This is a genomic window from Stakelama flava (assembly GCF_019351405.1).
GTDB classification, from domain to species: Bacteria; Pseudomonadota; Alphaproteobacteria; order Sphingomonadales; family Sphingomonadaceae; genus Sphingomonas; species Sphingomonas flava_A.
In genome coordinates this window covers 25,627-51,811 of record NZ_JAHWZX010000006.1, presented here as the reverse complement: position 1 = coordinate 51,811, position 26,185 = coordinate 25,627, and the positions used below count along the sequence as shown (strand labels likewise).

Genomic DNA, 26,185 nt, shown 5'->3' with positions numbered 1-26,185 from the left:
ATCGATCGCGTATCCCTATATGGCGCGCAGGCAGTAACGCGATGGGATCGCATGTTTACCACCAATCCATTCGACGACGACAAGCTGCGCGAAGAGTGCGGCGTATTCGGCATATCCGGTGCGGAGGACGCTTCGGCGCTCGCTGCGCTCGGCCTTCACGCGCTTCAGCATCGCGGGCAGGAGGCCGCCGGGATCGTCAGCTTTGACGGCGGCGAATTCCATGTTCATCGCGCGATGGGGCATGTTGCCGGGAATTTCGACCGCGACGATGTGATTCGCGCCCTGCCGGGGGAAGCGGCCGTCGGGCATGTCCGCTATTCCACGACCGGCGAAACCGCGCTTCGCAATGTCCAGCCGCTTTATGCGGACCTTGCCAGCGGCGGCTTCGCGGTCGCGCATAACGGCAATCTTTCGAACGCGATGCGCCTGCGCCGCGATCTGGTGCGGCAGGGTTCGATCTTTCAGTCGACCAGCGATACCGAAGTCATCATCCATCTGGTCGCGACCAGCAGCTATCGCACGCTGCTCGACAAATTCATCGATGCGCTGAAACGCGTCGAAGGCGCCTATTCGCTGATCTGCATGACGCCCGAAGGCATGATCGCATGCCGCGACCCACTGGGCATCCGTCCGCTGGTGATGGGCAAGCTTGGCGATTCAGTGATTTTCGCTTCCGAATCGGTGGCGCTGGACGTGTGCGGCGCGACATTCGAGCGTGAGGTCGAGCCGGGCGAACTCATCATCGTTCAGGGTACCGAAATCCGTTCGCTGCATCCCTTCGGCAAACAACCGTCGCGCCCGTGCATTTTCGAATGGGTCTATTTCTCGCGCCCCGATTCGATTGCCGATGACCGGTCGGTATATTCGGTGCGCAAGGAAATCGGCGCGCAGCTTGCCATTGAAAGCCCGGTCGAAGCGGACCTGGTTATCCCCGTCCCCGATTCGGGTGTCCCCGCCGCGATCGGCTATGCGCAGGAATCGGGCATCCCGTTCGAACTCGGCATCATCCGGTCGCATTATGTCGGACGAACCTTCATTCAGCCGCGCGATGAGGTCCGCCATCTGGGCGTGAAGCTGAAGCACAATGCCAACCGCGCGCTGATCAGCGGCAAGCGCGTCGTGCTGATCGACGATTCGATCGTTCGCGGGACGACCAGCCTGAAAATCGTTCAGATGATGCGCGATGCGGGCGCCGCCGAAGTGCATATGCGCATCGCCAGCCCGCCGACCCGGCACAGCTGCTATTACGGCGTCGATACGCCCGAACGCGCAAAGCTGCTCGCCGCGAGGCTCAATACGCCCGAAATGACTGACTATATCCACGCCGACAGTCTGGCGTTCATTTCGATCGACGGTCTGTACAAGGCGCTGGGCGAAAAGGCGCGCGCCGACATTCGACCCAAATATTGCGACGCCTGCTTCACCGGCGACTATCCGACGAACCTCACTGATCAGGACGATGTCGCCGCCGTCGATCAGTTCGCGATGCTCGAAGAGCGCGTCGGCTGATCTCCCGTGCGGCGCGATTGCCTGAAGCGCCGCGGGACTGGCCCCATATCCTGACGGAGCAGCCATGACCGACCGACCGCTTGCCGATCAGATCGCCCTTGTTACCGGCGCGAGCCGCGGCATCGGCGCTGCGACCGCACTGGCACTGGGAAGTGCGGGTGCGCATGTGATCCTGACCGCGCGCACGGTGGGCGGGCTGGAATCGGTCGAACAGGCGATTTACGAGGCGGGCGGCACCGCCACCATCGCGCCAATGGACCTGGCCGAGGGCGACAGCGTCGCTCGCCTTGCCGCCGCGATCGAAGAACGCTGGAACCGGCTCGACATTCTGGTGCTTAACGCCGCCGCACTGGGTACACTGGGCGCGGTGAGCGCGTTCGACCCGAAAGAACTGGCGCAGGTTCTTACCCTGAATGTCAGCGCGCAGGCCGCGTTGATCGGATCGTTCGACGCGATGCTGCGCAATTCGAAAGCAGGCCGGGTGATCGGCCTCACCTCCAGCGTCGGGCGAAACCCCCGCGCCTATTGGGGCATGTACGGCGCGTCAAAGGCGGCGTTCGAAAATCTACTGCTCTCCTATGGCAAGGAGGTCGAAAATATCGCCGGCGTAAAGGTCGCGGTGATCGATCCCGGCGCGACGCGGACGAAGATGCGCGCGCGCGCATTTCCGGGCGAGGACCCGAACACACTGAAAACACCGGAAATCGTCGCAAACCGGATCGCCGCACTGCTTGCCGACGGCTTCGAACCTGGTCACTTCGAACGCGTCGAGGGCTGACCGGCCCGGCCGCCGCCGTCACCGGATTTTGCGGTTTGCTGCCAGTGCCCGCTCGCGCGCTGCCTTATGCCCGATCAGCTTTTCTGGGTAATTATCGGGCCTGCATCCCGCCGCTTCCGGATCATGGATCGCGTCGTCTAAAAGCTCGGCAAGTTCCGGAACCCATTCGCGAATATAGTCGGCCGCGTCGAACTTTTCCGACTGTTTCAGCGGCGCCATGATCCGCCCGAACATGTTCGAATCGATGCCGGTCCCCGCGACCCATTGCCAGTTGCACGCATTCGATCCGTAATCGGCATCGACCAGCGTGTCCCAAAACCATTTTTCACCCTCGCGCCAGTCGATCAACAGATGCTTGATCAGAAAACTCGCCGCGATCATGCGCACGCGATTGTGCATCCATCCCGTCGCCCATAGCTGGCGCATCCCGGCATCGACGATCGGATAGCCCGTACGGCCCTGTTTCCATGCATCGAATTCATCGCGAGCAGCGGACGAGCGGAAATCGCGCCATTCGAAATCGTCGAATCGATCGCGCGCGTTTTTGGAAGCATATTCGGGATATTGCAGGATGACATTCTGCGCATAATCGCGCCAGGCAAGCTCACCCAGAAAGACATCGACCGATCCGCCCGCATCGGCGGTACGATGCCAGACATAGGTCGGGGAGATTTCGCCGAAATGCAGGTGCGGCGAAAGGCGCGACGTCCCTTCCACCCCCGGCAGGTCACGCTGCCCCTCATACTCGGCCGCCTCACCCAGAAACGAATCGATCCGTTTGCGTGCGCCCTCCTCGCCCGGCTCCCAATCGTCGAACCCCATGGCCCAGTTCGGTTTTGTCGGCAGCAATTTCCAATCCACCAGATTATCGCTCGCTGGCCATTTTTCGGGCGCCTCTATCTTTTGCGGCCGATTATACGGGTCGCGCGGCGGCATGACGTCTTTCAACGCTTTCCAGAACGGGGTGTAGATTTTGTACGGTTCGCCCGACCCGGTGGTGATCGATCCCGGCGGCGTCAGATAATTGCCGTCATGGCAGTTGAGGTCGAGTTCCTTCGCTACCGCCCGTTCGGCGTTGCGCCACCATGGTTCGTAATGACGGATACAATGCACCCGGGATGCACCGACCGAGCGCGCGACGCTCGCCAACTCGTCCTCGCATTTGCCGCGCCGCAGGATCAGCCGCGATCCCTTTTCACGAAGCGCCGCGTCGAGGCTTTTCAGGCTGTGATGAAGCCACCAGCGTGATGCCCCACCCATCTTGCGATGCTGCGCGGTTTCATCGTCGAGGACATAGACGGGAACCACCGGTCCTTCATGGGCGGCGGCGATCAGGGCGGGCTGGTCGGAAAGCCGCAGGTCGCGCCGCAGCCATAGCAGGACAGGTTCGGTCATGGACCGGGCTACGCTTTGCGCGCGCGCCCGGTTCCATCACATCGGATGCGGCTGCTTGGTCACCTGCCAGGTCTGCCCCTGCGACACCAGTTTCTGCAGGTCGGGCGTTTTGCCTTCGCTCGCGCTTCGGTTCTGTTCGATCACCGCGCTGTCGAATGTCGGTTTCGGGTCGTCGTACAACACGCCCAGCGCGACGGGTCCGCCGGTCATTTCGACCAGCATATGCGCGATCGTGCGGTTGGTCTGGTCATGAACCAGCACGCCGGCGCCTTCCCAATCGCCTTCCACCACATCGACCACGTTCAGCGACAGCGTCTTGACATCGAGCGCAATGCCCTTCGTGCCCTTGTCGAACAGCATCGGCTCGCCATGCGCCAGCCAAAGCTGGTTCGCCGCCGCATTGGGCTTTGCCGTGAACGGCGCGAACACGTCGTCATTATACACGATGCAGTTCTGGAAGATTTCGACGAACGCCGCGCCTTGATGCGCATGCGCCGCCTTCAGCACATTGGGCAGGTTCTTGTGCACGTCGATCCCGCGCGCAACGAACCGCGCGCCCGAACCCAATGCGAATGCACAGGGCGAAGCAGGGCTGTCGACCGATCCGAACGGCGTCGACGGGCTACGCGTGCCTACTCGGCTGGTCGGCGAATATTGCCCTTTGGTCAGGCCATAAATCTCGTTGTTGAACAGCAGCACCTGCGTATTCAGGTTCCGCCGCAGCAGATGCATCATATGGTTGCCGCCGATCGACAGCGCATCGCCGTCGCCGGTAATGATCCACACGTCCAGATCGGGATTGGCGAGCTTCACCCCCGTCGCAACCGCGGGCGCGCGGCCGTGGATGGTGTGGAAGCCGTACGTTTCCATGTAATAGGGAAAGCGGCTCGAACAGCCGATGCCGGAGATGAACACGGTATTCTCCCGCGCCACGCCCAGATCGGGCATGGTCCGCTGCACCGCTTTCAGCACCGCATAATCGCCGCAGCCGGGGCACCAGCGAACTTCCTGATCGCTTTCCCAATCCTTCAGCGTCGTCTGTACCGGCGTCATCTCGTTCATTGTTCTACTTCCCGTCGGCGCCGAGCGCCGCTTCGATTGCGTCTTCGATTTCCGCAATGCGGAAGGGCTGGCCTGATACCTTGTTGAGCGGCTTGGCGTCGATCAGATACTGGTCGCGCAGCAGCGTCTTTAACTGCCCGGTGTTCATTTCGGGTACGAGAACCTTGTCATAACCTTTTAGAAGTTCGCCAAGATTCTTTGGCATCGGCCAGATATGGCGGATATGGATATGACTGACATCCAGCCCCTTTTTCCGCGCGCGCCGAACCGCCTGCGTGATCGGACCAAAGGTCGATCCCCAGCCGACCACGGCCAGCTTGCCGCCCACCTCGCCGATCTCGATATCCTGATCGGGAACGGCGATCCGCGCCACCTTGTCGGCGCGAAGGTCGGTCATCGCCTGATGGTTTTCGGGGCTGTAATCGATATTGCCGCTGCCCGCCTTCTTCTCGATCCCGCCGATGCGGTGGAGCAGGCCGGGCGTCCCCGGCTTGACCCAAGGCCGTGCCAGCTTTTCATCGCGCGCATAGGGTTGGAAACCGCCTTCGGGCGCTTCCTCCAGGAAGCGAACCGGGAACGGCGAATAACCGCTCATGTCCGGCACCTTCCACGGTTCCGCGGCATTGGCGATATACCCATCGGTCAGCAGCATCACCGGCGTCATATATTGCGTCGCGATCCGGCATGCTTCGATCGCGGCGTCGAAACAGTCAGCGGCCGATCGCGCGGCGATCACCGGCATCGGCGCATCGCCGTTTCGTCCATAGACCGCCTGATACAGGTCGGACTGCTCGGTCTTTGTGGGAAGACCGGTCGAGGGCCCACCGCGCTGTGAATTGACGACCACCAGCGGCAATTCGGTCATGATGGCAAGCCCGATCGCCTCGGTCTTTAACGCGATGCCCGGACCCGATGACGACGTGACGCCAAGCTGTCCGGCATAGCTGCCCCCGATCGCCGCCGCGACGGCTGCGATTTCATCCTCCGCCTGGAACGTGGTGACGCCATATTCCTTCAGCCGCGACAGATGGTGGAGGATCGCGGACGCAGGCGTGATCGGATAGCCGCCGAAGAACATCGGCAGACCTGCAAGCTGCGCCCCCGCGACCAGTCCCAGCGAGATCGATTCAGCGCCGGTAACCGTGCGGTACAGCCCTTCCTCGACCGAGGCTGCCGGAACCGAAAGCTGCCCGACCTGCCCGCCAATCTCCGCCGTTTCGCCATAAGCGTGTCCGGCATCGAGCGCCGCGATATTGGCTTCGGCCAGTTCGGGTGCCCTGGCGAATTTCGCCTTCAGCCAGTCGATGATCGGCTGACGATCGCGATCGAACATCCACAGCGCCAGTCCCAGCGTCCACATATTCTTGCAGCGCAGCGCTTCCTTGTTGCCCAGCCCGAACGGCTTCACGGCATCAAGAGTAAGTTGCGAGATGTTCAGCTTCATCAACTGCCATTTGGCAAGACTGTCGTCTTCCAGCGGATTGGCGTCGTATTTCGCCTTGGCAAGGTTGCGGTCCGAAAACTCGCCCTCATCGGCGATAATCAGGCCACCTGGCTTCAGCGTCTCGACATTCACCTTCAGCGCCGCCGGATTCATCGCGATCAACACATCCGGCGCATCGCCCGCGGTTTCGATCGACGTCGACCCGAAATTGATCTGAAATGCCGATACCCCGAACAGCGTGCCTTGCGGCGCGCGGATTTCGGCGGGAAAATCGGGAAAGGTGGCAAGGTCGTTTCCGGTGAGCGCGGTGGACAGTGTGAACTGCCCGCCGGTCAACTGCATGCCGTCTCCGGAGTCGCCGGCAAAGCGGACCACCACCGCTTCGGGCGGCGGATTGGCGGCGGCTTCTTCGGATGTAACCTTGTGCACGGCGGTTGCCATTGCGGATCTTCCTGTAGTCACGATTGTGTAATTGTCGGCCCGTCTACGCCCGTCGCGCCGCGACCTAAAGGTAGAAAAGCCTCTTCCCCCTGCAACCAATGCTTTTCGAACGCACGGCCAAGGGTACGGATCGCGGCGACATGGCGTCTTGCCACCTCCAGCGCATCGACACCATAGCCGCCGCCGACAACGCTTGCCAGCGGTATGCGGCGCGAAATCGCCGTCCGGGCGATCCAGCGATCACGCCGGATCAACCCGTCGAGGGTCAGGTTCAATCGCCCCAGCCGGTCGCCCCCAAACGGATCGACACCCGCCTGATACAGGATTAACTCTGGGCCGAACCCGTCGATCAGCGGCGGCAGGCTCGCCTTCAGCGCGGCCAGATACGCATCATTCCCTGTCGCGTCTGGCAACGCCACGTCCAGCGTCGATCGCGCCTTTCGCGCGGGAAAATTCTTTTCGGCATGGATCGAATAGGTGGCGATTTCCGTCCGTCCGGCGAGCAGCGATGCAGTCCCGTCCCCCTGATGCACGTCGCAGTCCACGATCAGTATGCGTTTCGCCGCACTCTCTTCGATCAGGCGGTCCGCCGCGATGGCGAGGTCGTTGAAAATACAATAGCCCGCCCCGGTCGCATGCAGCGCATGATGGCTGCCCCCGGCGCTGTTCGCAGCAAAGCCTTGCTTCAGTGCGATCAGCGCCGCGCGATGCGTGCCGCCCGCCACGGCTTGCGAACGCTTCGCAACCGCCGCCGTCACTGGAAAGCCGATGCGCCGCGTCTTTTCCGGTGGCAACCGGCATTCAAGTACCTCGGCGACATAGTCGGGATCGTGCACCGCCTCGATCCATCGCGTCGGACACGGCGCAGGCTCGACCCAGTCGATATCGTCCCCGCCATCGCGCAGCAGATCACGGATCAACCCGTTCTTGTTCCATTGATAGGTGCTGCGCGCCGGCGCGGGCGCGACGTAATCAGGGTGATGGACGACGGCGATCACGCCCCCTACCTAGGGACCTGCCCGGCGCTTCGCCATGCCGCGGTCACAAGGAGATGCCATGAACGAACCGTTCGTCCGCCCCGATGTGCGTTCTTTTCTGGGTTTCGTCGCGAACGTACCCGCGCCAAGGATGCACGAACTGGAACCGCCTGCTGCACGCGAACAATATCGCGCGATGCGCGATATTGCCGATCTTCCCGTCGGCGACCTGGCGGTGATCAAAGACCTCTCCATTTCAGGTCCGGCCGGAAATATCGCCGCGCGGTTGTTCGATGCGCGCGCCGACCGTCTGCCCGGCCCTGCGGTCGTATTCTTCCATGGCGGCGGGTTCGTGATCGGCGATCTCGATACGCATGCGCCAGCCTGCGCCGAGATGGCTCGGATACTCGACTTTCCGGTGATCGCGGTCGATTACCGGCTCGCCCCCGAACATCCCTGGCCTGCCGCGCCCGACGATTGCGAAGCGGCAGCGCGCTGGGTCGCGGGCAGTCCGGCGGAACTGGGTCGCGCGGTAACCTCGCTGGTGCTTAGCGGCGACAGCGCCGGCGGCGCGCTCACCATTGTTACCGCGATGGCGCTGCGTGACACGCCTGCCAACGTCCCGGTGATCGCGCAATTCCCGATCTATCCCGCAGCCGATACCAAAAACGAATATCCTTCGTTCAAGCAGTTCGCAGAGGGCTATCTGCTCGACCGTGCGGCGATGAAATGGTTCGACGCCGCCTATCGCGCGGATTCCTCCAACTGGCGTGCCTCACCGATGCAGGGCAACGTTGCCGGCCTGCCCCCCGCGCTGGTGCTGACCGCCGGGCTTGATCCGCTTCGCGATCAGGGACGCGCCTATGCCGCCGCGTTGATACAGGCAGGCATTGCCGTATCCTATCGCGAAGCAAAGGGTAACATCCACGGCTTCATCACCATTCGAAAAGCCATTCCATCAAGCCAGGGCGACTATAATAGCGCGCTTGCCGTGTTGAAGGATATCGTGGCCGAAGCGGAGGCGGAACGCGTAATGGCACAAGCAGCATCATGACCGATCGCGAAAATCTGCCCTATCGCCCCTGTGCGGGCGTCATGCTCGTCAATGCCGAGGGCAATATCTTTGTCGGCCAGCGGCTCGATTCGACTCTTGAAGCGTGGCAGATGCCGCAGGGCGGAATCGATTCGGGCGAAGAACCGCGCGCCACCGCCCTTCGCGAACTTCAGGAGGAGACCGGGATCGCGCCAGATAAGGTCGAATTTCTCGCCGAGGCGGACGAGGAGCTTTATTACGACCTGCCCGACGATCTGGTCGGCAAAATCTGGGGCGGTAAATATCGCGGTCAGCGCCAGCGCTGGTTCCTGTTCCGCTTCACGGGGACGGACGACGACGTCAATATCCGCACCGCCCACCCGGAATTTCGCGCATGGCGCTGGGCCCCACCGCAAGAGGTTCCCGAAGCGATCGTGACGTTCAAGCGCGACCTGTACCGCCGCCTGTTCGAAATATTCGACGAACCGCTCCGCGCGGGCGACCGCTGACGCTTTCCAAATAAGCCAAATTACCTTCAAATTGCCCAAATCGGCTTTTAACAGGATTTCCGTGCGTAGCCTTCTTGCCTGTTGCTCAGCCCTTTTGTGGCTGCCTTCAATCGCCAACGCCCAGTCGGCGCTTCCCCCCGCTCCGCCGGATACGGACAATAGCGGGGAAGCGCCCGCCCAAGACCCGGCGATTCAACCTGCGGTGCAGGCGATGCTCGACGCAGCGATGAAGTCGGGCAATGACAAGGAGGTCGATACGATCGCCAAATATGCGCGATCGGCCGATCCCGACGGCGCCGATGCGATCGCGAAACAGGTGGCCGACTGGAAAAGCGCGCGCACAAAGCAGCAACAACGGCATTTGCGCGAAGCCGACTTCATGGAGCTTGTTAAAGGATCAGTCCAGATCGGCGGATATTACACCACCGGCAACACCAACAATACCGGGCTGAGCGGACAGGCCAACCTGACCCGCGAAGGGCTGGACTGGCGGCACAAACTGAAACTTGTCGCCGATTATCAGCGCAGTGCGGGTGTAACCACGCGCCGCCACTATCTCGCCGCGTATGAACCGAACTACAAGCTGCACGACGATCTGTATGTCTATGGTGCATTTCAATATGAAAGCGACCATTTCCTCGGCTATGACAATCGCTATTCGGCCTCAACCGGGGCCGGCTATTCGGCGATCAAGCGACCGGGGATGAGCCTGGACCTCGAACTCGGCCCCGCCTATCGCAGCACCGATTATGTCGATGACGGCACCGACGCCAGCGCCGCCATTCGCGGTTCGGCCAGCTTCAAATGGAAGCTGTCGCCCGCGGTCTCCTTCTCCCAGGACGCGTCGGGCTATCTTCAGCACGGCAACAGCACGGTTGCGACCAATACCGGCTTCAACGCAAAGCTGTTCGGGCCGGTGTCGGGTCAGCTTTCCTATCAGATCCAGTATGAAAGCCAGCCGCGCGACAAGGTCGAATCGATGGACACGATCAGCCGCGCCTCGCTCGTCTACGAATTCTGAACCGCCGCGCCCCTTCACCCCGCACCGGCTTGCGTCTACACCGCTGGCATGACGCTATCGAAGGATGAAAATATCGCGATCGGTGAAATCGCGGACGAGCCCATGCTGGCGAATGTCGAAAAATGGGTCGCGGTGAACAGCGGCACCCGCAATCTCGACGGGCTGACGACCATGGCCGATCTGCTGTGCGACGCCTTTTCCGCGCTGCCGGGCCGGATAGAGCTCGTCGACCCCGACCCGCATGAGCAGGTGGACAAGGCAGGCGAAACGGTTCCCCTCGACCATGGCCGCCATTTCCACCTGACCGTTCGCCCCGACGGGCCGGTTCAGATGCTGTTTACCGGCCATATGGACACGGTGTTTCAGGTCGATCATCCGTTTCAGCAAAGCCGCTGGCTTGACGACGGCAGTCTGAACGCCCCCGGCGCGGCCGATATGAAGGGCGGGCTTGCGCTGCTGCTCGCCGCGCTGAAATCCGTGGAAGCAACCTCGCTTGCAGATCGTATCGGCTATGAAGTGGTGATCAATTCGGATGAGGAAACCGGCTCTTTCTCCTCGGCCGGCCTGCTGGCGCGGGCGGCGAAGGGAAAGGTCGCGGCGCTTACCTATGAACCCGCGCTGCCCGACGGCACGCTTGCCGGTGCGCGCAGCGGCACCGGAAATTTCTCGATCGTGGTTCACGGCAAAAGCGCGCATGCCGGGCGCAATCCCGATGACGGTCGCAACGCCATCGTCGCGGCGGCCGATATCGCGGTTCGCCTGATGCAGGCGAAGGGGCCGCAACTCTCCGTGAACCCCGCGCGGATCGACGGTGGCGGGCCGAACAACGTTGTTCCCGATCTCGCCGTGCTGCGCGTCAATTTCCGTCCGCGCGCGCAGGAAGAGATTGAGCGCGCCAAAAGCGTGATGGACCGCATCGTTGCAGAGGCGGAGGAACGTCACGATGTGCGCATCCACATCCATGGCGGCTTCAACCGACCGCCAAAACCGCTCGATCCGGGTGCCGAACGCCTGTTCGCGCTGGTGAAAGAAGTCGGCGCCGATCTCTCGATCCCCGTCGCGTGGAAGGCGACGGGCGGAGTGTGCGACGGCAACAATATCGCGGCGTGCGGCGTGCCGGTGGTCGATACCATGGGGGTGCGCGGCGGCGCGATTCATTCTGACGAGGAATTCATGATCCCTGAAGCCTTGCCGGAGCGCGCGGCGCTTTCTGCCATCACCGTGCTACGCATCGCGGAACGGGGGCGGGTATGAGTTTCCGTATTCGCGCCGCAAGGGCGGACGATCTTCAGCATCTTTATGAAATGGCGAAACTCACCGGCGGCGGGTTCACCAACCTTCCGCCCGATCGCGATGCGCTGCGCGTAAAGCTCGCGCGCAGCGAGGAAGCGTTCTCGCGGACCACGCAAGGGGTGGAGGATGACCTGTTCGTGCTCGTCCTTGAAAATATCCGTACCGGGGAAGTGCGCGGCACCTGCCAGATTTTCACCCAGGTCGGCCAGCGCTGGCCCTTTTACAGCTATCGCATCGGCACGCTGACCAAACATAGCGAAGAGCTTGGCCGCACCTTCCGCGCCGAATTGCTCAATCTCACCAACGATCTGGAAGGGTGTTCCGAGGTCGGCGGGCTGTTTCTCCATCCCAACGAACGCGCAGGCGGGCTTGGCCTGTTGCTGGCGCGAAGCCGCTATCTGTTCATCCGTGCGCATCGCGCCCGCTTTGCCGAGCGTGTGCTCGCCGAACTTCGCGGGATTATCGACGAAGGCGGCGGATCCCCTTTCTGGGACGGTGTGGCGGGTCGCTTCTTCGGCATGAGTTTTCAGGAGGCGGATCAGTTCAATGCCATCCACGGCAACCAGTTCATCGCTGACCTGATGCCCAAACACCCGGTATATATAGCGATGCTGCCCGATACCGCGCGTCAGGTGATCGGCCTGCCCCACCCTTCGGGCCGTGCCGCGATGCGCATGTTGGAACGCGAAGGTTTTCAATATGAAAAATATGTCGATATTTTCGACGGAGGTCCGACGATGATCGCCCCGACCGACCGCGTGCGCACCATCGAATCCGCCGCCGATGCCGAATTTACGCGGCGTGGCGAAGGCGGTGAGGATATGTTGATCGCCACCGGCCAGCTAAAGAATTTTCGCGCCGCCTATGGCAAGGTCACCCGCAACGATGACGGCGGGATCAGCCTTGATGCGGCAGGGGCCGAGTCGCTGGGCGTGACGGTCGGCGACACGCTTTCCTACGTCGCGCGGTGACCGCAATGGCGCTGATGGAAATCAATTTCGACGGCATTATCGGCCCCAGCCATAACTATGCGGGGCTTAGCCCGGGCAATATCGCAGCGACGACCAATCGCGGCAATCCTTCATCGCCGCGTGCTGCCGCGCTTGAAGGGCTGGATAAGATGCGCGCGAACCTTGCGCTTGGCCTTACCCAGGGTATTTTCCTGCCGCAGCCGCGCCCCGATCATCGCTGGCTTGCCTCGCTCGCGACCCGCTATGCCGAAGCACCCGCGCATCTTCAGGCGCAGTCGCTTTCGGCCTCCGCGATGTGGGCGGCGAATGCTGCAACCGTGTCGCCCGCACCTGATACGTTCGACGGGCGCTGCCATCTGACCCCCGCCAATCTGGTCACCATGCCGCATCGCAGCCATGAATGGCCCTTCACGCTGGCACAACTCCGCCTCGCATTCGCCAACCCCGCCTTTTCAGTGCATGAGCCAGTCCCCGCCCCGTTCGGCGACGAGGGCGCGGCTAACCACTTGCGGCTTTGTCCACAGCACGGTCGGCCGGGGTTGGAGATTTTCGTCTACGGCATTTCGGGCGGCCCCTACCCCGCGCGCCAGCACCGCGAAGCGAGCGAAGCGATCGCGCGCGCGCACCGGCTCGACCCCGCAAACACGCTGTTCGTTCAGCAATCGGAAGCGGCGATCGCGGCCGGTGCGTTTCACAACGATGTGGTCGCGGTCGCCAACGAAAATGTGCTGTTCGCGCATGAAAATGCGTTCGAGGATCGCGATCGCTTCTATCGCGACCTTCGCGTCATCATGCCCGATGTTCAGGTGGTCGAAGTGCCGGCAAGCCGGGTCAGCCTCGAAGCGGCAGTCGCCTCCTACCTTTTCAACGCGCAACTCGTCACGCTCCCCGAAGGCGGCATGGCGCTGGTGCTACCGGCGGAGGCGCGCGAGATACCCGATGTCTGGCAATGGCTTCAGGAAATGGTCGTGGGCAACGGCCCGATCCGCAGGCTGGAAGTGGTGGATGTCCGCCAGTCAATGGCGAATGGCGGCGGCCCCGCCTGTCTTCGCCTGCGCGTCGTCGCCGATCCGGTCACGATCGATCCTCGCTTTCTGGTCGATGCGGCAAAGCTTGACCGGATTGGCGAGGTTGTAGAGGCGCATTGGCCCGAAGCGATCGCGCATGATGCAATCGCCGATCCGGAACTGATCGCGCGTATAGAAACAGCACATCGCGCACTGGTCGAGGCGCTTGACCTTGTCGAGTTAATTGACAGCTAACCATTTGCGTTAAGCCAAAGGCACGCATTTCCGCGCCTGGCCCGATATTTGCTTACACTCCGGTCATGTGGAATCGCGTAAAAAGACTGTTCATCATAAAGACCAAGTTCGAAGCGTTCCTGGTGATCTACGGCCTCGCCACCGGCGCGGTTGAGCGTGGGCTTCATTATCATCAGCAGATGCCGGGCTATCCGGGATGGATGATGTTCGCCGTTTGCCCGATCGCGGTGTTCATGGCGGGCGGCAGGCTGATCGATTCGGTAAACGATCGCATCGACTGAGCTTACCAAGATGCAGTGAATCACCTGACCACGTCGTCATCGCGAGGAGCGCAGCGACGCGGCGATCCAGCAACCATAGGTTTTGTGCGTGCGTAGCTGGATTGCCGCGCCCCCCCGGGGCTCGCAAGGACGATATCGCCATGGGTTGAGGTCAACCACGATTGGCATTGGTGCGGTCTTGGACAGCGCCCAAGCAAGTGCCCCATATGAAAAACGCCGGGTCGCTATGACCCGGCGTATCCCGCGAACCTAATCGCTTAAACTATGGCGCGCCCGAAAGGATTCGAACCTCTGACCCCCAGATTCGTAGTCTGGTGCTCTATCCAGCTGAGCTACGGGCGCTCAAGAGAGGGGCCTGATAGAAGGGGATTTGGCACCTTGCAACCCCGTTGCGCCACCTTTCTTCGCCGCATAGAGAAAAAACATGAAAAAGCCCCTTCTCGTGCTGGCCGCCCTTGCCCTCACCAGCGCCTGCGCGACCCGTCAGGACGATTTTCCCTCGCTATTGCCGCGCGATATCGAACGGCCCGATACGCCCGTTCCGACGCCCAGCCTAACCCCCGTCGCCCCCGACGCGGCGCTCGATGCGCAGATCGCGGCGAAGCAGGAGGCATTCGACCAAGCGGTCGCGGTGTTCGACGCAGCGGCAAAAAGGGCGCGACCGCTCGCCACGCGAGCGCACAATGCCGCCATCGGCAGCGATGCGTGGATCGCGGCGCAGACGGCGCTTGCCGATCTCGACACCGCCCGCTCGGCGCTTCTCATCCCGCTAGCTGACCTCGAAGGACTCGCCATCGATCGCGCACAGGCGGGAAAACAACCCTATCCCGCGCTGGAAGAAGCGCTCGAAACGACGGAAGCAGCCGATGCCAACCGGGCCGATACGCTCGATAATATTGACGCGTTGGTGCCCGCCCCCTGAGCCATCAGCGGGAAAGCAGCCTTGCCGCATGCGCTGCGTGATAGGTCAGCACGCCTGAACATCCCGCGCGCCGGAACGCCATCAGCGTCTCCAGAACAAGCGCGTCGCGATCCCCCGCGCCCGCCGCTGCCGCCGCCTCGATCATCGCATATTCGCCCGAGACCTGATAGGCAAATACAGGCACTTGGAACGCGTCTTTCACACTGCGTATGATATCAAGATAGGGCAGCCCCGGCTTCACCATCACGCTGTCCGCGCCCTCGGCCAGATCGAGTTCGACCTCGCGCAGCGCTTCCTCCCGGTTCGCCGGGTCCATCTGATAGGTCTTTTTGTCGCCGGCCAGCAGCCCGCGGCTGCCCACCGCGTCGCGAAACGGGCCGTAAAAGGCGCTGGCATATTTGGCGGCATAGGCCATGATCTGGACATTGGCATGGCCGCCCTGCTCCAGCGCGTCGCGGATCGCGCCGACCCGCCCGTCCATCATGTCGCTTGGCGCGATGATGTCGGCGCCCGCATTCGCCTGCACCATGGCCTGGCGTACCAGTATCTCGCTAGTGGCGTCGTTCAACACATAGCCAGCTTCATCGATCAGCCCGTCATGGCCGTGACTGGTATAGGGATCGAGCGCCACATCGGTCAGCACGCCGACTTCGGGCACCGCGTCTTTCAGTGCACGGATCGTGCGGCACATCAGATTGTCGGGGTTAGCCGCTTCCGCCCCGTCCGCGCTGCGCAACGCATTCGGCGTGTTGGGAAACAGCGCGATACACGGAATACCAAGATTGCGCGCCTCCCTTGCCCGATCGACGATCCCCGCAATCGGCCAGCGCGATACACCGGGCAGGCTCGCAATCGGTTCTTCATCATCGCCCTCGGTGACGAACATCGGCCAGATCAGGTCGGCGGGGGTCAGCACGGTTTCGGCATGGAGCGAACGGCTCCAGGGGGCGGCGCGCGTGCGGCGCATGCGAAGCGCGGGATATCGGCTCATGGTGGCGAATTGTGCGCCAGCCGGTCGCCGTGCGCAACCGTCGCGATGCTCTGGCTCTCTTGCCCTTTTCGTGCGTTACAGATGCGATGAATGAAATCCGTTCCGCTGCGATGATCGTCAACGCCCAGTCACGGAAAGGGCGCGACCTGTTCCGGCAGGCTTGCGCAGCGATGAAAGGACTGCCCTTCCCGGTCGATGCGCATGCCGTGCGCGATCCCGAAAAGCTCGATTCGACCATGCGCGACATTCTGGCGAAGCAGCCCGATCTGGTGATTCTCGGCGGCGGCGACGGCACGATCAGCGGTCTGGTCGATCATCTGGTCGGCACCGACGTGATCCTCGGCGTCCTTCCATTCGGCACCGCGAACAGCTTCGCGCGATCGCTCGGGCTGCCGCTCGATGTCGAAGGCGCGGTCGATGTCATCGCCAATGGCGCGCCGCGCCGCATCGACCTCGGCATGATCGACGACGATTATTACGCCAGTTGCGCCGCGATCGGCATTTCGCCCAAAATCGCGCTGACCGTGCCGCACAAGCTGAAACGCTGGTTCGGCCGGCTCGGCTATCTCGGCTGGGCGGCGTTCCAATATACCAAGTTCCAGCCCTTCACGCTGATCGTCCGGCGCGAGGATGGGACCGAGGAACGCGCCAAGGCGGTCGAGGTGCGTATATCGAACGGCCCCTATCATGGCGGTGAGGAGATCGTCGAATGCGCGTCGGTCGACAGCGGCGAACTGGTAGTGGAGGCGGTGAAGGGCAATGTCCGTCGGCGTCTAGTGGCCAACTGGCTAGAAATCGTCCTGCGGCTGGAAGCACGGCACGACGACGTCGCCGATTTTCGCGGGCAGCGTTTCGAGATCGAAACCGATCCCCCGCTCCCCATCTCGATCGACGGCGAAGTGCTGGCGAGAACGCCGGTCACCGCCAGCATCGCGGCGGGCGCAATCTGCGTGATGGTGCCGCGCTGAAAAGCATGTCAGGCTCGCCTGTGACAACAGGGGAGATTGCAATGCGAACCGTCACCACCGCAGCCATCATCATGGTTGCAGCCGCGCCGCCGGCGCTCGCGCAAGAGGCACCACAGCATCGCACCATCGTGGTGCAGGGACATGGCAGCGTGAAGACGAAGCCCGATGTCGCAACCATCGCCTTTTCGATCAATGGTGAAGGCAAGACCGCCGACGCCGCGGCCGGCGATCTTGCCGCGAAGCAGAAAGCGGTTCTTGGCGGCATCGAACAACTTTTTGGCGGCACGATGGCGGTCGAAACCGGCAACGTCCAGGTGCAGGCGACGCGGGCGGGAAATTGCGACATCAACCGGTATTCGCCCGCGAAACTTGCGGCCGGCGAGTGTTTGATCACCGGCTATGTCGCCTCGCTCGATACCACCGTCCGCACGGCGAAAACCGACGATGCGGCGACCGCCACAGGCCTTGCCGGACGGCTGGGTGCGATCAACGCTTCCGTGCGCGGCTATGACCTGCAAAATGACGACGGTGCGCGAAAACAGGCGACACGCGCAGCGCTTGCCGATGCGCGCAATCAGGCGGAGGCCATTGCACAAGGGTCGGGTGTCACGCTGGGCGATATCATCACGGTCAGCTCGCCGATGGCCTCTCCGGTCGAAGACATTGTCGTAACCGGTGCACGGGCCGTATCGGCTCCCCCGCCACCGCCACCGCCACCGCCGCCGCCGGTTCGCATCGATACCAGCCCGGCACCCATCGAAACCCACGTGACGCTGAACGTGGTCTACGCCATTCGCGACTGAGACGTATGCGTGGAGCGCCGATCGGGCGGCGCTCCCCCGCGGATCAGCCCAGCCGTTCCATCGCGCTGCGCAGGCGGCTGGCCTCCGCCGCCTTGTCGGCATGGTCGACACGCGCCTTTTCCACCGCCTCTGGCTTTGCCTTCTCAACGAACGCCGGATTATCGAGTCGCTTGGCGAGCGAATCGCGTTCCTTTTCAATCGCTTCGACCGACTTCTTCAGCCGCGCCCGCTCGGCGTCGAAATCGATGACATCGGCTAGCGGCAGCATATACGTCTGGTCATCGACCACGAACGTCGCGCATCCCTGCGCTTCGTGCGTCATGCCGCTACGCTCCAGCCGCTCGCCGGTCGCTGTGTCGAACACCAGCCCCGAATGCAGGAATTCGACCCAATTCACCCGCGCCAATCGGTTGATATAGACCGCATTGGCCAAAACCCGGCCTTCCAGTTCGCTCATCACCGGCACTTCGCCGCCTGTCGCATCGCGTTCGACATGCGCGTCGATCCACAGGTTCGTGCGCGCGCCCGGCGGCACGTTCAACTCGCTGCGCGTGCGGCGCAGTTCGGAAATGAAACGGATCAGCCAGTCCATTTCCTTCAGCGCTTCGGGGTACATCGCGCGCGCATCGGCGATCGGCCATTGCGCGACAATCAGGTCGTTCTCGCGCGTTCCCAGCGCGTGCCACAATTCCTCGGTGATGAACGGCATGAACGGGTGCAGCATCACCAGTATCTGATCGAGCACCCAGCCCGCGGTTTCGCGCGTTTCGTCCGAATCGAGCCCGCGCTCGCCCTGCAGCACCGGTTTGATCAGTTCCAGATACCAGTCGCAGAACCGATCCCACACGAAATGATAGATCGCGTTCGCCGCCCCGTCGAAGCGCAGATCGGCAAAGGCAAGATCGATCTGCTGCACCGTGCGGATCGTCTCCGCGATGATCCAGCGGTTGACCGAGAGTTTCGCTTCGGGGGCCTCGACCGTCTTGCTCGCGCCAATGCCGTTCGACTGGCAGAAGCGCGCGGCATTCCACAGCTTCGTCGCGAAGTTGCGATACCCTTCGACCCGGCCCTGATCCATCTTGATGTCGCGGCCTTGGCTTTCCATCGCCGCCATAAAGAAGCGCAGTGCATCGGCGCCATATTGATCGATCAGGCCGAGCGGATCGACCGTGTTGCCCTTCGATTTCGACATTTTCGACCCGTCGGCCGCGCGCACCAGCCCGTGCAGATACAGCTTCCGGAACGGCACCTCGCCCATGAAGTGCAGCCCCTGCATCATCATTCGCGCATCCCAGAAGAACAGGATGTCGAATCCCGAAATCAGGATGTCGTTGGGGTAGCGCCCCGCCGCCTTTACGTCCTCGTCCGGCCAGCCGAGCGTAGCGAATGGCCACAGCGCCGAGGAGAACCAGGTGTCGAGAACGTCCGGGTCACGCCAGATCGGGGCGTGAGTATAGATGCTGTTGGGATTGTCGAAGAAATAGGCGACCGCTGCTGCCCTATCTGAACAGACTACTATTTCCCGATCGTTATACGCCTCCTGAAATAGCGAACGCGCGGTTTCCTCATCCTCCGCGACCCGTACTTCATCAAGCGCAGTTCCAGCGTCACGTAATTCCCCATCCTCTGGGATGTGGATTGCCAAGCGTCCGTCATGCTGTACGCCAAAACCATACCAAGCCGGAATTCGATGCCCCCACCAAAGCTGGCGCGACACACACCAGGGCTGGATATTCTCCATCCAGTTGAAATACGTCTTTTCCCACGATTTGGGCACGATCTCGACCTTGCCCTGCCGCACCGCGTCGATCGCGGGACCGGCAAGCGTTTGCGCATCAACATACCATTGGTCGGTCAGCCACGGTTCGATCACGACGCCCGACCGGTCGCCATAGGGCGTTTGGATCGTGCGCGGTTCGGCATCATGTTCGTTGCCGTCCTTGTCGACATGCGGGATCAGCGCACCCGCTGCTTTAAGCGCCTCGACAACGGCGGTGCGTGCGTCTTCGCGCGACAAACCGATAAACGCGTCTGGAACAAGCTCGTCCTTTGTCTGCACCACGTGTGCTCTTGAATCGAGCATGTTGTACATGTCGGCAGGTTTAATTCCGTAGCGACGCCCGACCTCGAAATCGTTGAAGTCATGCCCCGGCGTGATCTTCACCGCGCCCGAGCCAAGTTCGGGATCAGCATGCGCATCCGGAATAATCGGGATTTCGCGGCCTGTAATCGGCAGCGTCACCGTCTTATCCACCAGTGCGGCATAGCGTTCATCGTCCGGATGCACCGCCACCGCCATGTCGGCCAGCATGGTTTCGGGCCGCGTCGTCGCGACATGAATATGATCCGATCCGTCCGACAGCGGATATTTGAAGTGCCAGAACTTGCCCTGCACTTCGCGCGTCTCGACCTCAAGATCGCTGATCGCGGTGCCAAGGCCGGGGTCCCAGTTCACCAGCCGCTTGTCGCGATAGATCAGCCCTTGTTCGTGCAGGTCAACGAACACCTTGACCACGGCCTTCGAAAAGCCCTCGTCCATGGTGAAGCGTTCGTTCGCCCAGTCCATCGAACAGCCGAGCCGGCGAAGCTGGCGGGTGATCTGTCCGCCGCTTTCGGCCTTCCATTCCCAGACCTTGTCGACAAAGGCGTCGCGGTCGTAATCGGTGCGCTTCTCGCCGCTGGCGTTCAACTGCCGCTCAACCACCATCTGCGTCGCGATGCCCGCATGGTCGGTGCCGACGACCCAGCGCGCATCCTTGCCCTGAAGCCGGGCATGGCGAACCAGAATATCCTGCAACGTATTGTCGAGCGCATGGCCGATATGCAGGCTGCCGGTAACATTCGGCGGCGGATTTACGATCGTCCAGGGCTGCGCGTTCGGACGATCGGGACGGAACAGACCCTGCTCCTCCCAGTGCGCATACCAGCGGGTTTCGATTGCGGACGGATCAAATGTCTTGGGCAGGTCGCTCATGGCACAAGCACTTAACGCGCACGCGCGCGCAAGCAAGAGCCGACCGCCCCTATTGCCTGCGCGCGCTTCAGGTGATGCCGTTCGGCCCTTCCAACAGGATGTTCAGCTTGGCGAGCAGATCGGCACGGCGATAGGGTTTTCGCACCAGATCGAACGCCCGGCTTTCCTCATCCAGTGCACGGTCGGAATAGCCCGTCGTCAGCAGGATCGGCAGTGCGGGTCTCATCCTGCGCACCTCGCGCGCCAGTTCCACCCCGTTCATCCCGCCGGGCATAACGATATCGGTGAACAGCAGCGCAAAGTCATCCGACTTCTTCAGCATGTCGAAAGCGGCCGATGCGCTGGAAACATGCGTTACGCTGAAGCCGATATCCTCCAATATGGCCCTGCCCAGTTCGGCGACTTCGGCCTGATCCTCTACCATCAGGATATGCTCGCCATCGCCGCCGCTTCGCCGCACCGCGACATGCCCCGATTCCACGATGCCCTGAGCACGCGGGAAATAGAGCGAGAAACGCGCGCCGCCGCCATCGACATTCTCGGCCTGCACGCAGCCGCCGGATTGCCGCAAGAAACCATAGACCATGGACAGGCCCAGCCCCGTCCCCTTTCCCATCTCCTTGGTGGAAAAGAACGGATCGAAAATCCGGTCGACCGCCGATGCGTCGATCCCATCACCCTCATCAGTGATCGTCAGGCAAACATATTCCCCTGCCGCCAAACCGTTGGCTAGCGGGGCATCGTCGCGCGACACCGTATTTCCGGTGGCGATGGTCACGGTCCCGCCCTCGTGCATCGCCTCACCTGCGTTGGTAAGGATGTTCAGCAGCGCCATTTCGCACTGGACGGGGTCGACGCGGCAATTCCACAGATCCTCTGTCAGGTCGTGTTTTACCTTTATGCCATCGTCCAGATTACGCTCGACGACAGGCGCGAAATCGCTGATCAGCGTGTTGAGGTTGAGCAGACGGTCGCGAAGCTCCTGCTTGCGGGCAAAGGCAAGCAATTGCTGGGTCAGTTTCGCCCCGCGATCGGCCGCGGTCCCGATCGCTTCGATTGCCCGCCGGGCGGATCGGTTGTCCTTTTCCGTCCGGTTTTCAAGCATATCGACATAGCCGAGAATGACCTGAAGCAGATTGTTGAAATCATGCGCGATCCCGCCGGTCAGCTTGCCCACCGCCTCCATCTTCTGCGCCTGATGCAGCGCTTCTTCGGCCTCCTTGCGCCGCGAAATGTCAAGTTGACTGCCGAAATAATATAGCAGGTCGCCATCATCGCCGAACACCGGCGACACAAACAGCGCGTTCCAGAAAGTCGATCCGTTCTTGCGGTAATTTAGTACCTCGACGGCTATTTCCTCACGCCGGGCGATCGCGTCGCGCACCTGATCGATTGCCGCGCTATCGGTTTCGGGACCTTGCAGGAACCGGCAATTATGGCCGACGATTTCGGACTGGCAATATCCCGTCATCCGCTCGAACGCGGCGTTGCAAAAAATGATCGGATTGTCCTTGCGCGCCGGATCGGTGACGATCATGGGCATTCGCGTCGTCTTCACCGCGGCGAAGAAAATGTCTGCGCGCGCTTCTGCCGGCGGGGTGCGATCATCGATCGGCGGCGCCGGTGGCATATCCGGCTGCGCTTTCAGGGGTTCTTCGCGCTCGTCGTTCATGCTGCATTAACCTGCTACGCGCGCGAAGGTTGCGGGCGGTCAGCCGCCCCGTTCGGTGATGCGCGCGATTTCGCGCTGCACCATGCGCTCCACCATGGTAGGCAGGTTCGCGTCCAGCCATTCGCGAAGCATGGGACGCAGCATTTCTCGCACCAGCCCTTCCAGTGTATCGGACCCTGCAATATCGGGCTTAACGATCAACCGGGACAGGGTTTCCAGCTGCCCCCGGCTCGCGGCCGCGGTTTGGTGGGACAGAATGTCATCGTCCTTGGTGGTCACGTCGATGCTCGATGTCTGCTTCACCGGTTGCGGCTCGGCTGCCGGATGCGGGTCGGGCGGCGTACGATCCTGTTCGCGATCGGGCCGCATCATCGACGCTTCGCCATCCGTACCCGGCGATTCGCGCCCACCTGATTCGCGTCCGCCCGCCGAATGCGAATAGGGGGCGTCGCTTTCCGCCCCGGCCACCGCTTCGCGCAGTTCGAGCACAGCTTCAGCCGGATCGCGTGCCTGTCGACCCTCCGCCTTATCCTCCTGCTCGACGGAGGTACGGCGCGGCTTGCGCGACGCACGGGTCAGCGCGCTCTCGCCTTCCTCGGCGATGATGCGCTTGATGGACGACAATATGTCCTCCATCGAAGTTTCGTTACTGATATCCCCCATGGCGACGTCCTCGGAGATTTCGGCCGGTTTCCCGACAAGTGCGGGAAAAGGCGGCATGGTGTCAATAACGCGGCGTTAATTATTCGCCGGCGTCGCCGACGCCCAGGTCCAGCGTCTCGTCTTCGCCCAGCGGCGCGACATTGGAAGTCTGCGCCGGCGTATCGGTCGTGCTCGTCGCCACCGGCTCGGCGTCGTCGCCTTCGCGCCAGTCCCACACGCTGCCGCGGACATCCTTGTAATGCAGCGTCGGATCGTACAGTCCGCCGCCATCCAGTCCCAGATCGTTCGCTTCGGCACGGCCCATCGCCGACAACAGCGCGAAACCGGCGACATAGGCGTTGCGCTGCGCAGTGACGAGCTGGACCTGCGCATTGAGCAGTTCCTGTTCGGCGTTCAATATGTCAAGTATCGTCCGCGTCCCGACCGAATTTTCGGCGCGTACGCCTTCCAGCGACAGCCGGTTGGCATCCACCGCCGATCGCGAGGACCGGATCAGATATTGCGCCGATTGCCACGAAGCATAGGCGGATCGCACATCCTGCACTACCTGACGTTCGGCCGCCGTGGCCTGCTCGATCGCCTGTCCGCGCAGTGCCTTTGCCTGGCGCACCTGCGCCGCCGGGCGGCCGCCCTGAAAGATCGGCAGCGTCAGTTGCACGCCCGCAGTCGCCGAATTGCCGCCATTGTCGACGCCCTCAGCCACCGCCAGCGGCGGCAACGACCCCAGATAATTGTAATATTGCCCGCCAAGGATCACGCTCAGCTTCGGCAATTTCCCTGCTTCGGCCACATTGACGTCATATCCCGCCGCTTTCAGCGCCTGGCGCGCCTGTTCAAGCTGCGGATTTTCGCGAAGCGCGATGTCCACCGCGTTTTCGGTGCTGCCCGGCAGGTTGGGAAGATCGGGCGGCGATTGCAGATTGTCCGGCGGTGTGCCCACCACGCTGATATAGGTTTCGCGCGACGAAATAAGCTGCGCCTGCGCATCGCGAAGCTGCCCGCGCGCCTGCGCAAGCCGCGCCTGCGACTGGGCGACATCGGTGCGGGTCAGGTCGCCGACCTGGAACCGGTCGTTCGTCGCATCCAGATTGACCTGCAGAACATGGACATTCTGTTCGTTCAGCCGGACCACGGCCGTATTCAGGATCACGTCCATATAGGCCGCGACGACCCGCGTGAACAGATCGGATTCGGTGCTGCGCAGCCCGGCCCTGCCCGCCTCGACGCGCGTTTCGGCGGCGCGGACATTGTTTTTGACGGCGCCGCCCTGAAACACCGGCACGGTAAGTTGAAGCCCGGCGGTCGCCTGGCGCGGCGCCGTCAGATAACTGTTGGTCGCGCTTTTCAGGCTCTCGCTGTAACCGCCCGTCGCATCTAGCGAGGGGATGCCGTTCGCCCGCGCGATGGGCACGTTTTCATCCGTCGCGCGCAATTGCGCGCGCGCGCCCGTGATCGTCGGATTGGTCTGATATGCCTGCATCAACGCTTCGCGCAGGGTGTCGGCGCGCACCGGCGACGCCACAAGCATGGCAAGGCTGACCCCCGCAGCCCAGCGATGAAAATGCCCCCCCGGCATCGTCAGAACCTGAACCCGTGCGGTGCTGCAAATCCGGGCAGGATGCAGCAATCGCTGTCGGCAAAATCGAACAGGCCGAACCCGCCCTCCGTTTTGCTGCCCGCCGCCAGCCGGGTAACGCCGCGATCGACCAGCCCGGTGGAAATACGCGCACCGGGCGCTGCCTGGGCGATGATTTCGGGCGGCAGCTTCTCCACCGCGCCATCGACGATAATCGCGTTATAGGGCGCGCCGCCGTTCCATCCCGCGTTCAACGGCCCGGTCACCAGTTCGACATTCCCGATGCCGGTCAGCGCAGCACCAGCCGCACCGGCCAGCGCCTCGTCCTCTTCCAGCGCGACGACCTTATCGACGATCAGCGCGAGCACCGCCGCAGTATATCCGCTCGCCGCGCCGATCAGCAGCACCTTGTCGCTTTTTTTCAGCCATGCCTCGTTGATCAGCCGCCCGGTCGCAAGCGGGGTATTCTGGAACCGCCCGCCGCACAGCGCCAGCTGCGTGTCGCGATAGCACACATCCCGCACCCCGGCGGGGACATAGCGTTCGCGCGGCACCACGGCCATCGCCTCGATCACACGGGTGTCGTCCACCGCGCTGGTGCGCAGCTGGCTGGAAACCATCGCCCGACGCATGGTTTCGAAACTGGACGGGTCGGCGCTTTTGTTCATCATGATGTCCCTGTCGCACAACTGTGTTATAGTTGCAATACACATTGCCGGTCATCCGGCTTTTATCGCGACAGGGCGACTTCGCCAAGCGAGCGTGGCGATGATTTGAAAGTATATCGCTCGGCTATACGAACCGAATCCGCGCCTTGCCCATTGACAGCAGCGCTCGCGCCGCGCATTTGCGTCGCCCACGGCCCGATGGCGGAGTGGTTACGCAGAGGACTGCAAATCCTTGCACGCCGGTTCGATTCCGGCTCGGGCCTCCACCTTGCTGACGCGCGATTGGCGCAGACCCCCTTAATCGGGGCGAAGGCTGCGCCGCACGAGCACCAGCGTCGAATCACCGGGGCAGCTTTGCGCGGTGAAGCCCATTTCGCGTTCCAGGTCGATCGCGGCATGATTTTCGCGTGATTCGATCGATTCGACCTCCTTCACGCCCTGCTCCCTCGCCGTCTCGGTAATCAGCCGCAGCATCTCCCACCCGATGCCGCGCCCCTTGTAATCGCGGTCTAGCACCACGGCGACCTCGCCGCGTTCCAGCGCGTCGTCGCACGCAAGCATCGCGGTTGCGACCAGCCGGTCGCCCCGGGCATCGAACGCCAGCAGATTCTCGGTCTGGCGATGGTCGACATGAGTCATCGCCGCAATCTGATCGGCGCCCACCTTGCGCACGCTGGACAGGAAGCGAAAGCGCAGATCTTCCGGCGTGACATGGCTGAAAAACGCATCGAGCAGCGCTTCGTCGCCTTCGCGGGCGGGACGCACGTTCAATTGAACGCCGCCGCTGGTGGTAAGGCTGTTCTGCGTCGTCATGCTTCATCTCCATCACATCAGGCGCAAGGGGCTATGGCGCGATGACGGGCCGCGCTCCATCCGCAATATCCCGGAGATTCACCGCGCCGGTCGCCCGCCGCTTCGCGCTTGCCGGATGCGTAGCATTGCGGATGGGCTGCAACGATGCTCGCGATAGGG

The 26,185-nt window shown here is 62.4% G+C and carries 23 protein-coding genes and 2 tRNA genes; 13 read left to right on the top strand and 12 right to left on the bottom strand.

What is annotated here, in order from left to right:
- Positions 1-51 precede the first annotated feature (51 nt).
- On the top strand, positions 52-1,509 hold the full coding sequence (gene purF / locus KY084_RS08105; RefSeq protein ID WP_219237962.1) for an amidophosphoribosyltransferase: 1,458 nt from the start codon (positions 52-54) through the stop codon (positions 1,507-1,509).
- 64 nt (positions 1,510-1,573) lie between these two features.
- Complete coding sequence (locus KY084_RS08100) at positions 1,574-2,287, top strand: SDR family NAD(P)-dependent oxidoreductase (protein ID WP_219237961.1); 714 nt, start codon at positions 1,574-1,576, stop codon at positions 2,285-2,287.
- Between the two features lie 18 nt (positions 2,288-2,305).
- Here KY084_RS08100 and KY084_RS08095 read toward each other — a convergent pair whose 3' ends face one another.
- From KY084_RS08095 to KY084_RS08080, 4 genes are read right to left on the bottom strand one after another with little or no spacing between them, the layout of a single operon-like run.
- Positions 2,306-3,682, bottom strand: coding sequence for a cryptochrome/photolyase family protein (locus tag KY084_RS08095; protein ID WP_219237960.1), 1,377 nt, complete (start codon positions 3,680-3,682; stop codon positions 2,306-2,308).
- Positions 3,683-3,718: 36 nt separating this feature from the next.
- Entirely contained in the window at positions 3,719-4,744 is a 1,026-nt protein-coding gene (locus tag KY084_RS08090; protein ID WP_219237959.1) for a 2-oxoacid:ferredoxin oxidoreductase subunit beta, read from the bottom strand.
- Positions 4,745-4,748: 4 nt separating this feature from the next.
- The gene (locus KY084_RS08085) at positions 4,749-6,629 is read right to left on the bottom strand and encodes a 2-oxoacid:acceptor oxidoreductase subunit alpha (protein WP_219237958.1); all 1,881 of its coding nucleotides are present in this window, start codon (positions 6,627-6,629) and stop codon (positions 4,749-4,751) included.
- 17 nt (positions 6,630-6,646) lie between these two features.
- On the bottom strand, positions 6,647-7,627 hold the full coding sequence (locus KY084_RS08080) for a histone deacetylase family protein (RefSeq protein WP_219237957.1): 981 nt from the start codon (positions 7,625-7,627) through the stop codon (positions 6,647-6,649).
- Between the two features lie 58 nt (positions 7,628-7,685).
- Here KY084_RS08080 and KY084_RS08075 point away from each other — a divergent pair, with 58 nt between their 5' ends.
- The 7 genes from KY084_RS08075 (at position 7,686) to KY084_RS08045 (ending at position 13,976) form a co-directional block, all read left to right on the top strand.
- Positions 7,686-8,660, top strand: coding sequence for an alpha/beta hydrolase (locus KY084_RS08075; RefSeq protein WP_219237956.1), 975 nt, complete (start codon positions 7,686-7,688; stop codon positions 8,658-8,660).
- On the top strand, positions 8,657-9,148 hold the full coding sequence (locus tag KY084_RS08070; RefSeq protein WP_219237955.1) for an RNA pyrophosphohydrolase: 492 nt from the start codon (positions 8,657-8,659) through the stop codon (positions 9,146-9,148). Before KY084_RS08075 ends, KY084_RS08070 begins: the two co-directional genes overlap by 4 nt.
- 94 nt (positions 9,149-9,242) lie before the next feature.
- On the top strand, positions 9,243-10,169 hold the full coding sequence (locus KY084_RS08065; protein WP_246586992.1) for a DUF481 domain-containing protein: 927 nt from the start codon (positions 9,243-9,245) through the stop codon (positions 10,167-10,169).
- 48 nt (positions 10,170-10,217) lie between these two features.
- The gene (locus KY084_RS08060) at positions 10,218-11,423 is read left to right on the top strand and encodes a hydrolase (protein ID WP_219237954.1); all 1,206 of its coding nucleotides are present in this window, start codon (positions 10,218-10,220) and stop codon (positions 11,421-11,423) included.
- Positions 11,420-12,433 carry an arginine N-succinyltransferase gene (locus tag KY084_RS08055; protein WP_219237953.1) on the top strand — a complete coding sequence of 338 codons (1,014 nt, stop codon included), beginning with the start codon at positions 11,420-11,422 and terminating at the stop codon, positions 12,431-12,433. The genes KY084_RS08060 and KY084_RS08055 overlap by 4 nt, the downstream gene beginning before the upstream one ends.
- Positions 12,434-12,438: 5 nt before the next feature.
- Positions 12,439-13,695 (top strand): N-succinylarginine dihydrolase, encoded by a 1,257-nt coding sequence (locus tag KY084_RS08050; RefSeq protein WP_219237952.1) that lies wholly within the window; start codon positions 12,439-12,441, stop codon positions 13,693-13,695.
- A gap of 65 nt (positions 13,696-13,760) precedes the next feature.
- Positions 13,761-13,976, top strand: coding sequence for a hypothetical protein (locus KY084_RS08045; RefSeq protein ID WP_219237951.1), 216 nt, complete (start codon positions 13,761-13,763; stop codon positions 13,974-13,976).
- Between the two features lie 265 nt (positions 13,977-14,241).
- Here KY084_RS08045 and KY084_RS08040 read toward each other — a convergent pair.
- Positions 14,242-14,318 (bottom strand) — tRNA-Arg (locus tag KY084_RS08040).
- Between the two features lie 82 nt (positions 14,319-14,400).
- Here KY084_RS08040 and KY084_RS08035 point away from each other — a divergent pair.
- Complete coding sequence (locus tag KY084_RS08035; protein WP_219237950.1) at positions 14,401-14,898, top strand: hypothetical protein; 498 nt, start codon at positions 14,401-14,403, stop codon at positions 14,896-14,898.
- 4 nt (positions 14,899-14,902) lie between these two features.
- Here the strand turns inward: KY084_RS08035 and hemB are convergent, their stop codons facing one another.
- Complete coding sequence (gene hemB / locus KY084_RS08030; RefSeq protein ID WP_219237949.1) at positions 14,903-15,889, bottom strand: porphobilinogen synthase; 987 nt, start codon at positions 15,887-15,889, stop codon at positions 14,903-14,905.
- 86 nt (positions 15,890-15,975) lie between these two features.
- Between hemB and KY084_RS08025 the strand changes: the two genes are divergently transcribed.
- Together KY084_RS08025 and KY084_RS08020 are read left to right on the top strand one after the other, a co-directional pair.
- Complete coding sequence (locus KY084_RS08025) at positions 15,976-16,857, top strand: diacylglycerol/lipid kinase family protein (RefSeq protein ID WP_219237948.1); 882 nt, start codon at positions 15,976-15,978, stop codon at positions 16,855-16,857.
- A 41-nt stretch (positions 16,858-16,898) separates the two neighbouring features.
- Positions 16,899-17,660 carry an SIMPL domain-containing protein gene (locus tag KY084_RS08020; protein ID WP_219237947.1) on the top strand — a complete coding sequence of 254 codons (762 nt, stop codon included), beginning with the start codon at positions 16,899-16,901 and terminating at the stop codon, positions 17,658-17,660.
- Positions 17,661-17,703: 43 nt separating this feature from the next.
- Here KY084_RS08020 and KY084_RS08015 read toward each other — a convergent pair whose 3' ends face one another.
- From KY084_RS08015 to KY084_RS07995, 5 genes are all read right to left on the bottom strand, one after another.
- Complete coding sequence (locus KY084_RS08015) at positions 17,704-20,634, bottom strand: valine--tRNA ligase (protein WP_219237946.1); 2,931 nt, start codon at positions 20,632-20,634, stop codon at positions 17,704-17,706.
- 67 nt (positions 20,635-20,701) lie between these two features.
- Positions 20,702-22,306: a histidine kinase famiy protein gene (locus KY084_RS08010; protein ID WP_219237945.1), complete on the bottom strand. Its 1,605-nt coding sequence runs from the start codon at positions 22,304-22,306 to the stop codon at positions 20,702-20,704.
- 39 nt (positions 22,307-22,345) lie between these two features.
- Entirely contained in the window at positions 22,346-22,969 is a 624-nt protein-coding gene (locus KY084_RS08005) for a DUF2497 domain-containing protein (RefSeq protein WP_219237944.1), read from the bottom strand.
- Positions 22,970-23,048: 79 nt separating this feature from the next.
- Entirely contained in the window at positions 23,049-24,479 is a 1,431-nt protein-coding gene (locus KY084_RS08000; RefSeq protein ID WP_425516724.1) for a TolC family outer membrane protein, read from the bottom strand.
- Between the two features lie 68 nt (positions 24,480-24,547).
- A complete protein-coding gene (locus KY084_RS07995; protein WP_219237942.1) occupies positions 24,548-25,216 on the bottom strand; it encodes a protein-L-isoaspartate O-methyltransferase family protein in 669 nt (222 codons plus the stop codon).
- A 189-nt stretch (positions 25,217-25,405) separates the two neighbouring features.
- On the opposite strand from KY084_RS07995, the gene KY084_RS07990 reads away from it, so the two are divergent.
- Positions 25,406-25,479 (top strand) — tRNA-Cys (locus KY084_RS07990).
- A 31-nt stretch (positions 25,480-25,510) separates the two neighbouring features.
- On the opposite strand, the gene KY084_RS07985 is transcribed toward KY084_RS07990, so the two are convergent.
- Positions 25,511-26,026, bottom strand: a complete 516-nt coding sequence (locus KY084_RS07985) for a GNAT family N-acetyltransferase (RefSeq protein ID WP_219237941.1) — start codon at positions 26,024-26,026, stop codon at positions 25,511-25,513.
- Positions 26,027-26,185: the final 159 nt, after the last annotated feature.

What these genes read in the sequence shown, in the direction of transcription:
- purF (WP_219237962.1), top strand. Translation starts at nt 52, where the DNA reads ATGTTTACCACCAATCCATTCGACGACGACAAGCTGCGCGAAGAGTGC.
- KY084_RS08100 (WP_219237961.1), top strand. Translation starts at nt 1,574, where the DNA reads ATGACCGACCGACCGCTTGCCGATCAGATCGCCCTTGTTACCGGCGCG.
- KY084_RS08095 (WP_219237960.1), bottom strand. Translation starts at nt 3,682, where the DNA reads ATGACCGAACCTGTCCTGCTATGGCTGCGGCGCGACCTGCGGCTTTCC.
- KY084_RS08090 (WP_219237959.1), bottom strand. Translation starts at nt 4,744, where the DNA reads ATGAACGAGATGACGCCGGTACAGACGACGCTGAAGGATTGGGAAAGC.
- KY084_RS08085 (WP_219237958.1), bottom strand. Translation starts at nt 6,629, where the DNA reads ATGGCAACCGCCGTGCACAAGGTTACATCCGAAGAAGCCGCCGCCAAT.
- KY084_RS08075 (WP_219237956.1), top strand. Translation starts at nt 7,686, where the DNA reads ATGAACGAACCGTTCGTCCGCCCCGATGTGCGTTCTTTTCTGGGTTTC.
- KY084_RS08070 (WP_219237955.1), top strand. Translation starts at nt 8,657, where the DNA reads ATGACCGATCGCGAAAATCTGCCCTATCGCCCCTGTGCGGGCGTCATG.
- KY084_RS08060 (WP_219237954.1), top strand. Translation starts at nt 10,218, where the DNA reads ATGACGCTATCGAAGGATGAAAATATCGCGATCGGTGAAATCGCGGAC.
- KY084_RS08055 (WP_219237953.1), top strand. Translation starts at nt 11,420, where the DNA reads ATGAGTTTCCGTATTCGCGCCGCAAGGGCGGACGATCTTCAGCATCTT.
- KY084_RS08050 (WP_219237952.1), top strand. Translation starts at nt 12,439, where the DNA reads ATGGCGCTGATGGAAATCAATTTCGACGGCATTATCGGCCCCAGCCAT.
- KY084_RS08045 (WP_219237951.1), top strand. Translation starts at nt 13,761, where the DNA reads ATGTGGAATCGCGTAAAAAGACTGTTCATCATAAAGACCAAGTTCGAA.
- KY084_RS08035 (WP_219237950.1), top strand. Translation starts at nt 14,401, where the DNA reads ATGAAAAAGCCCCTTCTCGTGCTGGCCGCCCTTGCCCTCACCAGCGCC.
- hemB (WP_219237949.1), bottom strand. Translation starts at nt 15,889, where the DNA reads ATGAGCCGATATCCCGCGCTTCGCATGCGCCGCACGCGCGCCGCCCCC.
- KY084_RS08025 (WP_219237948.1), top strand. Translation starts at nt 15,976, where the DNA reads ATGAATGAAATCCGTTCCGCTGCGATGATCGTCAACGCCCAGTCACGG.
- KY084_RS08020 (WP_219237947.1), top strand. Translation starts at nt 16,899, where the DNA reads ATGCGAACCGTCACCACCGCAGCCATCATCATGGTTGCAGCCGCGCCG.
- KY084_RS08015 (WP_219237946.1), bottom strand. Translation starts at nt 20,634, where the DNA reads ATGAGCGACCTGCCCAAGACATTTGATCCGTCCGCAATCGAAACCCGC.
- KY084_RS08010 (WP_219237945.1), bottom strand. Translation starts at nt 22,306, where the DNA reads ATGAACGACGAGCGCGAAGAACCCCTGAAAGCGCAGCCGGATATGCCA.
- KY084_RS08005 (WP_219237944.1), bottom strand. Translation starts at nt 22,969, where the DNA reads ATGGGGGATATCAGTAACGAAACTTCGATGGAGGACATATTGTCGTCC.
- KY084_RS07995 (WP_219237942.1), bottom strand. Translation starts at nt 25,216, where the DNA reads ATGATGAACAAAAGCGCCGACCCGTCCAGTTTCGAAACCATGCGTCGG.
- KY084_RS07985 (WP_219237941.1), bottom strand. Translation starts at nt 26,026, where the DNA reads ATGACGACGCAGAACAGCCTTACCACCAGCGGCGGCGTTCAATTGAAC.